At 68.1% G+C, this 13,584-nt stretch carries 13 protein-coding genes; 3 read left to right on the top strand and 10 right to left on the bottom strand.

Going from position 1 to position 13,584, the window contains the following annotated elements; translation table 11 throughout:
- Nucleotides 1-11 precede the first annotated feature (11 nt).
- Nucleotides 12-1,097 carry a sulfite exporter TauE/SafE family protein gene (locus SALPAC3_RS0117625; RefSeq protein WP_026185675.1) on the bottom strand — a complete coding sequence of 362 codons (1,086 nt, stop codon included), beginning with the start codon at nucleotides 1,095-1,097 and terminating at the stop codon, nucleotides 12-14.
- A gap of 526 nt (nucleotides 1,098-1,623) precedes the next feature.
- Between SALPAC3_RS0117625 and SALPAC3_RS0117620 the strand changes: the two genes are divergently transcribed.
- The gene (locus tag SALPAC3_RS0117620) at nucleotides 1,624-3,000 is read left to right on the top strand and encodes a hypothetical protein (protein ID WP_018222526.1); all 1,377 of its coding nucleotides are present in this window, start codon (nucleotides 1,624-1,626) and stop codon (nucleotides 2,998-3,000) included.
- 143 nt (nucleotides 3,001-3,143) lie between these two features.
- Here SALPAC3_RS0117620 and SALPAC3_RS0117615 read toward each other — a convergent pair whose 3' ends face one another.
- Together SALPAC3_RS0117615 and SALPAC3_RS0117610 are read right to left on the bottom strand one after the other, a co-directional pair.
- Entirely contained in the window at nucleotides 3,144-3,524 is a 381-nt protein-coding gene (locus SALPAC3_RS0117615; protein ID WP_018222525.1) for a hypothetical protein, read from the bottom strand.
- 266 nt (nucleotides 3,525-3,790) lie between these two features.
- Nucleotides 3,791-5,164 carry a hypothetical protein gene (locus SALPAC3_RS0117610; RefSeq protein WP_018222524.1) on the bottom strand — a complete coding sequence of 458 codons (1,374 nt, stop codon included), beginning with the start codon at nucleotides 5,162-5,164 and terminating at the stop codon, nucleotides 3,791-3,793.
- A 322-nt stretch (nucleotides 5,165-5,486) separates the two neighbouring features.
- Here SALPAC3_RS0117610 and SALPAC3_RS0117605 point away from each other — a divergent pair, with 322 nt between their 5' ends.
- Nucleotides 5,487-6,041, top strand: a complete 555-nt coding sequence (locus SALPAC3_RS0117605; protein ID WP_018222523.1) for a GNAT family N-acetyltransferase — start codon at nucleotides 5,487-5,489, stop codon at nucleotides 6,039-6,041.
- Nucleotides 6,042-6,045: 4 nt separating this feature from the next.
- Here SALPAC3_RS0117605 and SALPAC3_RS0117600 read toward each other — a convergent pair whose 3' ends face one another.
- From SALPAC3_RS0117600 to SALPAC3_RS0117570, 7 genes are all read right to left on the bottom strand, one after another.
- A complete protein-coding gene (locus SALPAC3_RS0117600) occupies nucleotides 6,046-6,546 on the bottom strand; it encodes a hypothetical protein (protein ID WP_018222522.1) in 501 nt (166 codons plus the stop codon).
- Nucleotides 6,547-6,876: 330 nt separating this feature from the next.
- Entirely contained in the window at nucleotides 6,877-8,187 is a 1,311-nt protein-coding gene (locus SALPAC3_RS0117595) for a right-handed parallel beta-helix repeat-containing protein (RefSeq protein ID WP_026185673.1), read from the bottom strand.
- 134 nt (nucleotides 8,188-8,321) lie between these two features.
- Nucleotides 8,322-9,551 carry a glycosyltransferase 87 family protein gene (locus SALPAC3_RS0117590; RefSeq protein ID WP_018222520.1) on the bottom strand — a complete coding sequence of 410 codons (1,230 nt, stop codon included), beginning with the start codon at nucleotides 9,549-9,551 and terminating at the stop codon, nucleotides 8,322-8,324.
- Between the two features lie 383 nt (nucleotides 9,552-9,934).
- Entirely contained in the window at nucleotides 9,935-11,161 is a 1,227-nt protein-coding gene (locus SALPAC3_RS0117585) for an NAD(P)/FAD-dependent oxidoreductase (RefSeq protein ID WP_018222519.1), read from the bottom strand.
- The gene (locus SALPAC3_RS0117580) at nucleotides 11,158-11,349 is read right to left on the bottom strand and encodes a ferredoxin (RefSeq protein ID WP_018222518.1); all 192 of its coding nucleotides are present in this window, start codon (nucleotides 11,347-11,349) and stop codon (nucleotides 11,158-11,160) included. Before SALPAC3_RS0117580 ends, SALPAC3_RS0117585 begins: the two co-directional genes overlap by 4 nt.
- Entirely contained in the window at nucleotides 11,346-12,260 is a 915-nt protein-coding gene (locus SALPAC3_RS0117575; protein WP_018222517.1) for a pyridoxamine 5'-phosphate oxidase family protein, read from the bottom strand. Before SALPAC3_RS0117575 ends, SALPAC3_RS0117580 begins: the two co-directional genes overlap by 4 nt.
- 80 nt (nucleotides 12,261-12,340) lie before the next feature.
- Entirely contained in the window at nucleotides 12,341-12,805 is a 465-nt protein-coding gene (locus tag SALPAC3_RS0117570) for a VOC family protein (protein ID WP_018222516.1), read from the bottom strand.
- Nucleotides 12,806-12,918: 113 nt separating this feature from the next.
- Here SALPAC3_RS0117570 and SALPAC3_RS0117565 point away from each other — a divergent pair, with 113 nt between their 5' ends.
- Nucleotides 12,919-13,476: a CGNR zinc finger domain-containing protein gene (locus tag SALPAC3_RS0117565; protein ID WP_018222515.1), complete on the top strand. Its 558-nt coding sequence runs from the start codon at nucleotides 12,919-12,921 to the stop codon at nucleotides 13,474-13,476.
- Nucleotides 13,477-13,584: the final 108 nt, after the last annotated feature.

The following is a 13,584-nucleotide window of genomic DNA, read 5'->3' as shown; positions in this document are numbered from 1 at the left end:
CGGGCGGATGCCTAGCCGACATCCTGCAGGTCCTCCCGGGTACGGGCATTGGGTCCAGCCGGCCGCTCCGCGGCCCCGGCGCCCAGGTCCGTCAGGGTGGCCTCCCCGAATCGGGACGGCCATGGCCGGGCGTACGTGTCCTGACGGATCAGGACCAGGCAGACGATGGTGAACAACACGAGCACGGCGACGCTGCCAACGGCCAGGGCGGGAGTGAACGGCACCAGCAGGAGGGTGCTGACCAACTCCGCGAAGATCAACACGAACAGCACCCCGCGGATCGTCAGGGGCGTCAGCCGGGTGCAGATCCAGGCCCCCAGCGGGGCGCCCACGGCCACCACCGGTGCCGCGGTGATCCAGTAGTCAACCACAAACCCGGTGAAGTCGCGGACGACGAACACATGCGTCAGAAACGCCGCGATCGACACCAGCGTCATCATGACCACCGTGGTCGGTGTTGCCACCTTCTCCGAAACCCGAAAAAGCAACACGAGCAGCAAGAACATGACGCAGTTCTCACCTACCCCGGCCACGCCGCTGAGCAGTCCGCCGGCGAAGCCGGCACCCAGGACCAGATTTCGCTCCCGAGCGGTCCACGTCGGCACCTCGAAATTTCGCCGATATCCGCGCTGACGCAGTTGCACGAGTAGCGCTACCGCGAGCGCGACGAGCAGCATCGTAAACAACACCCGCACCAGCTTCAGCGGCACATGTGGAGCGATCATGGTCACGCTGAGCACCACGCCGAGCATTCCGGCGGTCGAGCCGTACAGCACCACCCGTCGCTCTATCGGGACCCGGCACAGCAGGATTGACAGCGAAGCCGCAGTCATACCGATCGACTGGATGGCGAAGGTGAAAATACGCGCCTGATCCGGCGGCACGGTCAGCACTTTTGTCATCACCGGAAAGGCGATCGCACCACCGCCCTCGCTGGTCCCACCGCCAACCAGTGATCCGAACACCATGGTTAGCGCCACCGGCCAGTGCTCGTCAAGTCGGGTAAAGTAGCTCCACCCCCACACTTTCGCCCAGATCAGCCACACGATCGCCGCAAGGACGGCGTTTACCAACAAAACTCGAGGTACTCGTACCACTTCCGCCGTCCCGCCTTCCACAGTATTCCCTGAATCATCGGCCACGGTCTAGTCGTTCACAGTCCCCGATGTTGGGCAAGGGCCAAAAAGAGCAAAACAAAAGAATTGAGCGGTGGGACCGTACGACGCACAACTCGGGTGACGCCCGGCGCCCTTCTGCCGCTGAGCTGGGTTGGACCGATCGACAGGGCCGGGAGGCCGCACGCCGGCCCTTGGCGGCCCGGCCCCGGCCCCGGCCCCGGCGCAGCGGACGGCACGGCACCGCCCCCACCGGGGGCTGCCACCAACGAACGCGTGACCGTTTCAGGCTGGTTTTTCGCGTTCATGTTTGTTTGGGTCCGGTGTCGGTTTAGGTTGCGGGTGGCTGCTACCGCCGTTCGGTAGCCGAGGGCGGCCCCCGTTGGCGCGGGTGGTGGGTCCTTGTCGTTCGCGGGGGAAGGGCATCGAGTTCACGATGAGGTATCAGGACCACACCCAGGGGCCGGTACGGCCGGGCGGGGGTCGGGCGAGGTCGCGGTGGTGGGCGGTGGGTTTGGCCGGGGTGACCGGTCTGGCTCTGGGCACCGTTGGTGTCGCTGTCGGCCCGGCCGTTGGCGCGCTCGGGAGCCCGCTGGCCGCCGCTGATGATCGTGGTGGTGACCGCGGCACACCGGACGCGGGCAAGCACGACGAGGCCAGGTACGACGACAGGGCCACGCATGGCGAGAAGGCCAAGGGCGGCGCGAAGGGCAAGCACGACGAGGGCAAGGGCAAACGGGACGACAAGGGCGGGGGTTCGGGGAAGAAGCCGCGGGGGATTCCGGTCCCGTGTGACGCGGATGCGTTGATCGCGCAGATCACCCTGGCCAACGCCCGTGGTGGTGCGGTGCTCGACCTGGCCGAGGACTGCACCTACCTACTCACCTTCGACATCGACGGTGCGGGGCTGCCGGCGATCGTCACCCCGATCACGCTCAACGGCGGCAAGCACACCACCATCGAACGGGCTGCCGCGGTGGAGGAGTTCCGGATCTTCACCGTTGACGTCGGCGGTGACCTCACCCTCAACAAGCTGACCGTCACCGGCGGACAGACCGACGAGGACGGCGGCGGGATCCTGGTCAACGCCGGTGGCGCGTTGACCACCAACCACAGCGCCATCACCCGCAACATCGCCGGTGGCTCGGGGGGTGGCATCGCCAACTCCGGCACGACCCGGGTCAAGTACTCCACCGTCGACCGCAACACCGCCGCCGCAGCAGGTGGCGGCATCTACAACACCGGCCTACTGGAGATCGTCAAGTCCCACATCGACAACAACACCAGTGGCGACGGCGGTGGCGGCATCTTCTCAACCAACGGCACCGTCACCATCAAGGGCGGCAGCGTCTCCGGCAACCAGGCATCCAACGGGGCAGGGATGTTCCTGTCCAGCTCCATCGGCACGGTTACCGGCACCCGAATCGCCGGGAACACCAGCAGCGGTAGCGGTGGTGGTATCCGAGCCGGCGTCGGGAGCCAGCTGACGATGCGAAAGGCCGAGCTGGCGGACAACACCGCCTCCATCCTCGGCGGCGGCTTGTTCGTCTCCGGAGCAGAGGAAGGGGAAAGCTTCGCGACCATCGAATACAGCCTTATCAAAAACAACGTGACCTCGGCTTCCGGCGGAGGAATCTTCGCCGCCGGGCAGACGGTGCTGCGACACACCAAGGTGATCGGCAACCAGGCCAACCAGGGCGGCGGCATCTACAACGAAGGCACGACCAGCCTCTTCACCACGAAGGTGGTCGAGAACATCGCCATCACCGACGGCGGGGGCATCTTCAACGCCGGCGGCACGGTGAACCTGAACACCGCCACCGGCACCATCGTGATCAAGAACCGACCCAACAACTGCGTCGACGTCCCCGGCTGCGCCGGCTAGCACCCGCAACAAACGGACAGCCAACGGAGTTCCGCCCCGTCGCCCACCGGCGACGGGGCGGAACCGTCATCTCGTTCCCGAGCAGGTCGATCATCCAGTTGCGCCAGCCCGGCCCGCGGGCCGAAGTGAGACCACCCCCGGCCCTACCCGCGCTGACCTTCCGGCTGTCCGTCGCCACGCTGGCCGGATCGACCATCAGCGACGCCACCGTCGGAAGCATTGGGGATGCCGATCCGCTCCAGGCGTTCTCGCACTTCGGTCGCGTGCTGCTGGGCGATGGTCATGTCAGCCCCGGCAGCCTTGAGCAGTTCGACGGTTGGCCGGCTGACGCCGTACGGATCTGCCAGCGCCACCCCGGCCTGGATGCCGAGCAACACCGGGTCGTCGGTTATCGCCCGTACCGCGGCGACGGCCACCTCCTGTGGCAGGCCCCGACCTTCACCGATGCTGTAGCGGTTGGCTGTGCCGGCCAGTTCTGCCAGGAGCAACCGCTGCGGCTGCGGCAGCGACGGCATGTACACCATCCCGTGACCGTACCCAGATAGGGGTCCCGAGAACCCCTGGCCGTCTGATTTTTCGCCATCCGCGCCGACCATTCGGAGGGCCGTTTGGCGCGGCGCGTCGTGACGGATTCGGCTTGGCGCGGGTCGTCCTGATGTGGGGTCGTCTGGTGTGGGCCGGAAGGGCTCGCCCAGTCGGAAGTAAGCCGTCCGGGAAAGTGGGCGGCCCAGCAGCGGGCCCGTTCCCACCGGCCGTCGGCGGGAACGGGCCCTCGTGGGACTACGAATCGCTATCCGGCGCAGCCGGGGACGTCGACGCAGTTGTTGGGTCGGTTCTTGATCACGATGGTGCCGGTGGCGGTGTTCAGGTTCACCGTGCCGCCGGCGTTGAAGATGCCCCCGCCGTCGGTGATGGCGATGTTCTCGACCACCTTCGTGGTGAAGAGGCTGATTGTGCCTTCGTTGTAAATGCCGCCACCGTCGGTGGCCTGATTGCCGATGATCCTGGTGTGCCGAACCACTGTTTCCCCGGCGTTGTAGAGGCCTCCGCCGACTGAGCCGGTATTGGTGTTGTTCTTGATTAGGCTGTCCTCGATGACAGCGAAACTGTCCGTTGCCACGAACATGGCGCCGCCGAGGGCCGATGCGGTGTTGTCGGCCAGGTTGACCTTCCGCATTGTGAGTTGTCCACCGCTCTCGACCCGGGTGGCACCACCGCCACTGCTGCGGGCCAGGTTGTTGGTGAAGGTGGTGCCGGTAACGGTGCCGACGCCACCGAAGACAACCAGCCCCCCGCTGGCGTCGGCGAAGTTACCGGAGATGGTGCCGCCCTTGACGGTGACGATGCCGTTGACAGAGTAGATGCCGCCGCCACCACCACCGATGACCGTGTTGTCGTCGATGTGGGACTTGACGATCTCCAGTAGGCCGGTGTTGTAGATGCCGCCACCTGCTGCGGCGGCGGTGTTGCGGTCGACGGTGGAGTACTTGACCCGGGTCGTGCCGGAGTTGGCGATGCCACCCCCCGAGCCACCGGCGATGTTGCGGGTGATGGCGCTGTGGTTGGTGGTCAACGCGCCACCGGCGTTGACCAGGATCCCGCCGCCGTCCTCGTCGGTCTGTCCGCCGGTGACGGTCAGCTTGTTGAGGGTGAGGTCACCGCCGACGTCAACGGTGAAGATCCGGAACTCCTCCACCGCGGCAGCCCGTTCGATGGTGGTGTGCTTGCCGCCGTTGAGCGTGATCGGGGTGACGATCGCCGGCAGCCCCGCACCGTCGATGTCGAAGGTGAGTAGGTAGGTGCAGTCCTCGGCCAGGTCGAGCACCGCACCACCACGGGCGTTGGCCAGGGTGATCTGCGCGATCAACGCATCCGCGTCACACGGGACCGGAATCCCCCGCGGCTTCTTCCCCGAACCCCCGCCCTTGTCGTCCCGTTTGCCCTTGCCCTCGTCGTGCTTGCCCTTCGCGCCGCCCTTGGCCTTCTCGCCATGCGTGGCCCTGTCGTCGTACCTGGCCTCGTCGTGCTTGCCCGCGTCCGGTGTGCCGCGGTCACCACCACGATCATCAGCGGCGGCCAGCGGGCTCCCGAGCGCGCCAACGGCCGGGCCGACAGCGACACCAACGGTGCCCAGAGCCAGACCGGTCACCCCGGCCAAACCCACCGCCCACCACCGCGACCTCGCCCGACCCCCGCCCGGCCGTACCGGCCCCTGGGTGTGGTCCTGATACCTCATCGTGAACTCGATGCCCTTCCCCCGCGAACGACAAGGACCCACCACCCGCGCCAACGGGGGCCGCCCTCGGCTACCGAACGGCGGTAGCAGCCACCCGCAACCTAAACCGACATCAGACCCAAACAAACATGAACGCGAAAGATATGCCCAAGCCGGGCAAAGCGACGTATGCAGTGACGAATACGACTCATGAGCCCAGCCAGACCGGCACACCTCACCAGCGACGCGTCATTCGCTACTGTCCTGTGTCGTGGCAAGCACGAACCTCCGGACCGAACGCCTCGAGCTTCGGCCGGTACGCGAAGACGACATCGACCGCATCCTGGAGTACCGCAACCTGCCGGAGGTCGGCCGCTGGCTACTGCACCCCGAGGCCGATCCTGCCGCCTTCCGGGCGAGGTGGCGACGGTCAGCGGACGACCCCAACGACCACAGTGTGGCGGTGGCCCGCGACGGTGTCGTCATCGGGACGGTCTCGCTCGACGTACGCGACAGCATGGGGCAGCCCGGCACTCCGCCGAACACGGAGGCCGAGATCGGCTACAGCTTCGACCCGGGGTACGGCGGCCACGGCTACGCGACCGAGGCGGTCGCCGCGATGGTCGCGTACTCCTTCGACCGGCTGGGCGTACGTCGGATCACCGCTGGCTGCTACGCGGACAACCTCCCCTCGGTGCGCCTCCTCGAAAAGCTCGGCATGCGTCGGGAGCAGCACGGCGTCGGCGACTCCTGGCACGCCGAGTTGGGCTGGGTGGACGGTTACACGTACGCCCTGCTGGCCGCGGAGTGGCGCCACCAGCCGTAAACCCCTACCCCACCGGCTGTTCGGGGCTCGGACGAATCGTCACCGGCACCTCGCCACGGCGGTAGTGGACGACCGCGAACGGCCACACGTCTCGCAGCCAGGCCCCCACGATCTCGGTCAGCGGAGCATCCAGTTCCGCTCGCGCAGCGGTCACCCACGACGAGGCCGTCACCTCCCCCTCCCCCATCGGCGACGGCTCAAAATAGACGCAGCCGACCACATCCCCGGTGGCGATCTCGATGACCGAGTACGCGAAGTCCACCCGCTGTCGCGACCGCTGCGCATGCCCCACCAGGTCCGCGCGGTTCTCGGCGAGCGTCATCCCGGCCGCCGGCGGCCAACCCCGGTCGAAGCCCGGCGTTGACCGGATGTGCGCGATACTCGACATCCAGGCGGCGTGATCCGCCTCGTTGTGCTGCGGCCCGAGCAACTCAAGCCTCAACCCGTGGGCGACAAACGCCTCCGGCACTGCGAACGCGTCCTCAACGAGCGGTAGATCGGTCATGTCGGGAGCCTAACGGCCCGGACGAGCCGTTTCGGGCCACAAGGGTCGAGCCAATCCCTGCCCCGCAGGCCCGAATCACCAGTTCTCTGACGTTATGCACCCCGCCGCCGGTGTCCGCCGAAAAACTACCCGCTATGAAGCCGACATTAGGCCCAAACGAACATTAACACGAATAGAACCCTGAAATAGCGTGCCGGGGTCTGGTGTGCGGCCCGACACCGGGGGTTGACCCCGCAGCCCTTCGAACAGCCCGGCGACACCAACGGACCCAGCGGCCCGTCCGTCCACCCGAAGTCCTGCCACCCGGCGGCCAGTAGGGCACGGTGGAGGTCACCCGGAGCAGTCGGGAACGTTCACGCAGTTGTCTGGTCGATTCTTGGCGACAGTGGCGCCGGTGGCAGTGGAGAGATCGACCGTGCCGCCCACCTCGTTGAAGATGCCGCCGCCGTCGACGCCGGCGAGGTTCTCGGTGACCTTCGCGCGCAGCAGGGTGAGTGAGCCGCTCGCACCGTTGAAGATTCCGCCACCCGATTCGGTGGCCTGATTACCGGTGACCTTCGTACGCAGGAGCGTCAACGTGCCGAGGTTGTGCACGCCGCCACCGTCAACTCCGACATTGTTCTTGATGACGCTGTCCGCGACGAGCGCGGCTCCACCTTGCAGAAAGATCGCCCCCTGACCACCGCCGGTTGCGGTGTTGTTGGCGACGGTGACCCGGGAAACCGTGAGCTGGAGAGGCCCACCGGCGATGGCGGAGCCACCAAAGCCCGTTATCGCGTTCTCCGCGAAGCGCGTGTCGGCGATGGTGCCGGTCGTCCCACCAAGGATGAAGATGGCCCCGCCCTCGGCGGCCTGGTGACCGACCAGCTCGCTCCGGGTAACCGTCAGTTGACCACTGACGGTTAGAGCTCCGCCAGTCAACGCGGTGTTCGCCTCGAACCGTGACTTGTTGATGGAGATCGCGCCGATACTGAAGATGGCGCCACCGATGTTCGCCGCGGTATTCCTACTGACAACCGAGTGTTCGATGTGGAGAGCGCCAAAATTCCCAATCCCGCCGGCATCGCCCTCACTGGACACATTTTCGACAATCTTGCTATTTTTGATAGTGGCACCGCCACCCGGATTGATGAGGATCCCGCCGCCGTCGGTGTCGCCGGATATCCTCCCACCGGTGACGGTAAGGTGATTCAGGGTGAGTCGACCGTTGGCCTCGACGCTGAGGATTCTGAATTCGTCGGCCGCGGCGGAGCGTTTGAGGGTGGTGTTCCTACCGCCGTTGAGGGTGATCGGCGTGGTGATCGCGGGCAGACCGGCACCGTCGAGGTCCGCGGTGAGCAGATAGGTACAGCCCGCGGCGAGGTCGAGCACGGCACCGCCCTGGGCGTTGGCTCGGGTGATCTCGGCGATCAACCGACCCGTGTCACAGCGCACCGGCGTACCCTTCGGCTTTCCGGGCTGGTCATCGGCGCTGGCGCGGCCGACAACGTCCACGCCGGGGATGGTGATGCCGGTGGCGACGGCGGCGGTAAGCGCGAGGCCGGCTGCTCCGGCCAGCCCGGCAGCCCGCCACCGTGACCTCGCCCGACCTTCGCCGGGTTGCTCCGAACTGACTCCGGTCGCGTGGCGCTGATGATTCATCGCGGTGCTGGTGCCCTTCCCCGTGAACGACGAGGAGCCCGAAGGCACGGGTTTCCTCGGCTACCAGGCCGGTGGTAGCAACCATCCGCACGCTAGACCGACACCGACATCGATCAACTACAACTCCGAAGAATCTACTCAATTCGTGTATAAGGACCTAGAACGGGCGTAGTGGTGCCGTGCACCCACGGAGAGCCGGGATGCAGACGGAACCACACGGCGATGGTCAACGGCATCAGGAGGTAGCCGAATCGGGTGGCGGGGGCCAGACAGATGGCCACCGCGAGGGCGAAGGCAAGCTGGTCGGCGGCGGCGACCAGCGTCCGCGGTGGCCTCGTCACCAGCGCGACGGCGATGGCCACCGCGGCTGAGCCAAGCAGTACCAGGGCGAGCAGGCGCCCGCCCGGCAACAGCGTGGCGACAAGGTGCCCGGGCAACGGACTCGCGGCGGGCGAGGCGACCCGACCCGCTCCCAGCGGATAGCGCAAAACATGTTCAACGAAGGCTCCCGGCGAGGCGAGGAAGCTCGGAACCGTCAGGACGGCGAGGACCACGGCGGCCACGGCGCCCGCGCCCGACGCGACCCGCCCGCCCCGGCGCACCGCGAGCAGAACCAGCACCACCGCCAGTACGGGCCAGGCCGTCCACTTCATCGCTGCCGCCGCGCCGGCGGCCAGCCCGGTCGCCGCGGGACGGCCCGCGGCGGCGGTCGCGAGGGCGAGGCACATCAGCGCCGTGACCGGCAGGTCGATGCCCCCGGTGGCCAGCGGCAGGGCCAGCAGCGGAAGAGCGGCCAGGAGCACGAGGGCCCGGGGCGCGCAGTGGCCGAGGGCTACCCGGGCGGCCACCGCCAGGGCGAGACCGAAGACCAACGCGAACCCCCAGCGGGCATCGGTCATCGGGTGCTCGCCGAGCAGGGCGTACGGCAGCCCGAACAGTGCCATCCCCGGCAGGTACGGGTTGTGGTCCTCAAGCAGGGTTGGCTCGGGCAGGTATGGGCTGCCGGTGTGCAGCAGCAGCACGCCCGACTGGTGCACGACATCGACCTCGAGCTGCCCCTGCCGGTGCGCGACCAGCCACACCATGGGTACGAGGGCCGCACCCACCGCCGCGACGTACGGCGCAGCCCGGCGCAGTCCCCTCGAACCGCCGACGGCCAGGGCCCCGGCCCCGGCGTAGCCAAAGAAGGCGCAGCGCCCCCAGACCCGGTGCGGCTCCTGGTCGGTGACCGCGGCCAGGAGCAACGCCGCCACGGCGCACCCCGCCCACAGCAGTAGCCACGGCCCGGTCCCGGCCAGACCGAGTGACCGCCGCCGGGCCGTGGGCAGGGAAAGCGGCTGAGGTAGTAACGGGGTTTTGCTCATTTCCTGCGCCTTCCACATCGGAGTAGTGCAAGTCTCTGCAGGCCGCAGGTCCGGATCGTCACTCCAGAGTGCGATCTTCGGGTCAACCCGGGGTTTGACACCGCTGCCACCGATCAAAACCCGACGGTGATGCGTTCGGCGCGATGGCTGCGGGAGGCGCGTGCCCCACTGCGCCGCCCCGCCGCGCTACGCCTGGCAGACATACCGCGTCAGCCCTGGAACCCGGCCGCCAGCGGCAGATGAGAGTGTGCAACTCCGGCGAAATCGGATCGAGGAACGCGGGTGTCGATGCTGCGATCCTCGCAACCGCTTCCGCACCGATCACCTGGGCCGGGGGTCCCAGAGCGTCACGCGAGCGCTGGAGCCGAGGAACGACGCACCACTCAGTCCTGAACCGACCGCGTGCGGGTACGTCGACTGTCGAGGTGGCGCTGGATTTCCGCACGGTAGGGAACGAGCTGGCTGGTGCGGTTAGCGGTGAGCGCGCCGACGAGTGGCCCGTTCCGGTGGTAGGCGACGATGAGGCGGTGTGCGGCGGGGTCGTGGTCGACCACCTCGCTGGCGTCGGCAAGGTGCGGCAGCCCGACCGAGCGGATTCGCACCCCGTACAAGTCTGACCAGAACGACGGCACGGGCCGGTAAGCGGGGGCTGTGTCGGGCTTCAGCAGAGTCTGCGCTGCGGCGGTGGCCTGCTCGACGCTGTTGCTCCAGTGGCCGGGTGAGATCAGCTCATTTCCCGCCAGCGGATGCGGCCACTGGGTCAAATCGCCAGCGGCAACCGCATCCGGCGCGGGCAATCGGTCATCCCGGAGCGGCCGGCAGTGCTCGTCGCAGACCAGCCCCCTGTCGGTGACCAGGCCGGACCCGGCGAGCCAGTCGATGTTCGGCGTAGCGCCGAGCGCGAGGACTGCCAGGCCCGCCTCGACCTGGGTTCCGTCGGTCAGCTCGGCTCCGGTCAGCTCACCCCGGCCGTTGCTGGTGAAACCTTGCACCCTCGAGCCGAGGTGTAGGTCGACGCCGTTGGCCCGGTGCAGGGCGGCCACGAACCGCCCGACGTGCGGGCCGGTTTGCGCGAGCAGCGGAAATTCCCGGTGCTCGACGAGTGTCACCGCGACACCGAGGGCTCTGGCCGCCGCGGCCACCTCGCCGCCGAGAAAGCCGGCGCCGACGATGAGTAGTCGACGGGTGCGGGACAGCGCCTCGGCCACCGCCGCCGCGTCGTCGAGCCCTCGGATGGTGCGCACGCCGGCGGGTACCGGGTGGCCGGGCCAGGGCCGAGCGCGAGCGCCGGTGGCGAGGACCACCCCGTCGTAGTGGAGCCGCGCACCGTCAGCGAGCCGCACCGCGCGGTCGGCCACGTCGAGTCCGCTGGCGGGCACTCCCAGCCGCCACGTGATGTCGAGCCCCGGTGGGATGGGCAGCGCGATCTGCTCGGGTCGCCACCCATCGTTGAGGAACTGCTTGGTGAGCGGCGGCCGGTCGTACGGCATGTGTGGCTCGTCGCCGACCAGCACGAGTTCACCCGCGTAGCCGTATCGACGCAGCGCCTCGGCGGCGCGTAGCCCGGCGAGCGAGGCACCGACCACCACCACCCGGCGCAGTGGGCTCATGGCTCGCTCACCAGGATGGCGCGGACAGGGCAGGCGGCGACGGCGGCGCGCACCCTGTCGTGTTGCGACTCCGGAGGCTCCGGCTGGTACGTCAGGGTTTCCTCCTCGTCGAAGGCGAACACCTCGGGTGCGGCGTACACGCACTGTCCGTGGTTTTGGCACAGGTTGAGGTCGACGATCACGGTCATGGCTTGTCCGCCTGCGGGTCGAGGGTGGGGTTGAAGCGTGAGTATTTCGGCGCGCTCCAGGTGAAGGGGCTGTTGTTGTCGATCTGGACAACACGTTCCACGTGGAAGTCGACCGTCCGCTGTGCACCGGGCATCGGGATAGCCGGATCCCAGTCGACCTCGGCGGTGCCGGTGAGGTGCAACGTCGTGGCGGAGGACCAGTCGACCAGCAGCACGCCGGCGGTCGGGTCCTGCTGGAGATTGCCCAGCGTCATCAACATCGCGTTGCCGCCGTAGTCCGGCCAACGCAACCGGTCGGGTGAGAGCACGTGCGTGAAGCCGGGGTTGCCGCCTCGGTGCGAGGCATCGCACGCGCCCGTCGCGGATCGGGTGGCCACGAAGAAGGTGTCGGCCCGCCGGACGGTCTCCTGCTGGGTCGGCGTGAGCGTCTTGCTGATGACGGGTGGCGTGGGTGGTCGGGTGTGGGTGGCGCGCTGCGGGGTCCGCTGCTGGATGTATTTGGGGCAGTTGGCATAGACCTGCTCGGCCCGGACCCGGAGCCCACCGGGCATCGGGTGGCTGATCCCGTTGAGCCGCATCCGACGCCGCGTGCCGGGCTCAATAGCGATCGAGCCGACCTCCGTCGGGTGGGCGAGCACTGGGGCGAGCGGATCGCCAGGCATCGGTCGGGCGCCGATGTCGATGGTCCGCTCGTCGGAGGCGCTGATGAAACCGGGCGGCCCGGTGAGCAGGCTTGCCCACATGCGCCCGCCGTCGTCCGCCGCACCGACGACGATCATGGGTTGTTCGGCCAGGAACTGCACGGCCGGCGGCGGGAGCGTCGTGCCGATCCCAAGGCGGGAATGCTCCGCCTGTTCGACGACTCCGGCCCGCCGCTGCGCGGCGAGTTCCCCGGGGTGGTAGTGGACCATCGCAGCCTCTCTGTGGCGCTGTCGCTTGGCAGGGCGGTGGTGCCGGGCCCGGAGCAGCGGACCCGGCACGCGGGGTCGGCTTAGAAAAAACCGCAGGTGGGGGCGCCGCTGACCGGGACGGCGACCACATCGACCCCGGTCGGTGCGTACACCTCAAGCCGGATGCCGTCGGGGTCGGTGAAGAACACTCCGCCGGAGGTCACTCCCTCGCCGTGGGGAACGACACCGTCGTACGCGAACTCGACACCGAGCGCCCGCAGGGTCGCTTGGACGGTCTGCACCTCGGCGATCGTCTCCACCTGGAAGGACAGATGGTGCAGCCCGGGACGTTCGGTGGGGAAGCGGCCGTCTGACTGCTGCCAGAGCGTCACGAGCGGGTGTCCGTCCCGGCCGAGGAACGCCCAGCGCCGCCCCTCCTCCGCGCCCTGGGCCTGCAGGTCGAGCCCAAGCGCGGCTCGGTAGAAGTCGATCGAGCGGGCGAGGTCAGTGACGTTGAGCCCGACGTGCCCGGTCTTCAGGGTGGTCGGTGTGGGGGTCGTGGTCATGGGACACCTCCGTAACGGCGCGCCGAGAACCGCAGCGCTTCTAACCTGTGAACGGTAACGTAGGGGTTAGTATTTGACCTGTCAACCCACCTCCATCGGTTAGAGTGGCGCGCATGAGTGCCACCGGCCCGCCGCGCGATCCACGCCCGCTCACCGGCGAGCCGCTCGGTCTGGACCTGCTCAACACGACCTGGGTGGACGCCGAAGGCCCCCATGACCTGCTCGGCGATCTTGCGGGAACGCGACTATGGCTCGCCAGCAATGACCACTCGCACTGGCCGGCCACCGAGCCGGCCCGCCAAGCCCTGCTCGTCGCGCGCGAGGCGATACGGGCACACATCACCGACCCGGCCTCCCCGACAGCGCTCGCCACCCTGAACTCCGTACTCGCCTGGGGATACGTCACACGTAGCGTCGGGCAGGACGGTCCGACAACCGCGGTGTGGGTCGAGGACCCGGTTCATCTGGCGGCCTGGCACGCGGCGGACAACTACCACACTCTTCTGACCGAACGCCCCGATCGGCTGCGACGCTGCGCTCACCCGGACTGTGTCCTGCACTTCCTGGACACCAGCCCGAAAGGCAATCGCCGCTGGTGCTCGATGGCAGGCTGCGGGAACCGGGCCAAGGCAGCCCGGCACTACGCCCGCAGCCGCCGCGCGGCCAATTAAGCGACGGACGCTTCGCGCCCGCACCGCGCCTCCTGCAGTACCTTGGCCCTGTCATCGGCTGTCAGAATTTGACGTTGAGCTGCGCAGACGAGCCTTCCTCGGCTACCA

The sequence above is a fragment of the Salinispora pacifica DSM 45544 genome (assembly GCF_000378845.1).
Lineage (GTDB): Bacteria > Actinomycetota > Actinomycetes > Mycobacteriales > Micromonosporaceae > Micromonospora > Micromonospora pacifica.
This window is presented reverse-complemented; position numbering and strand designations above follow the sequence as displayed.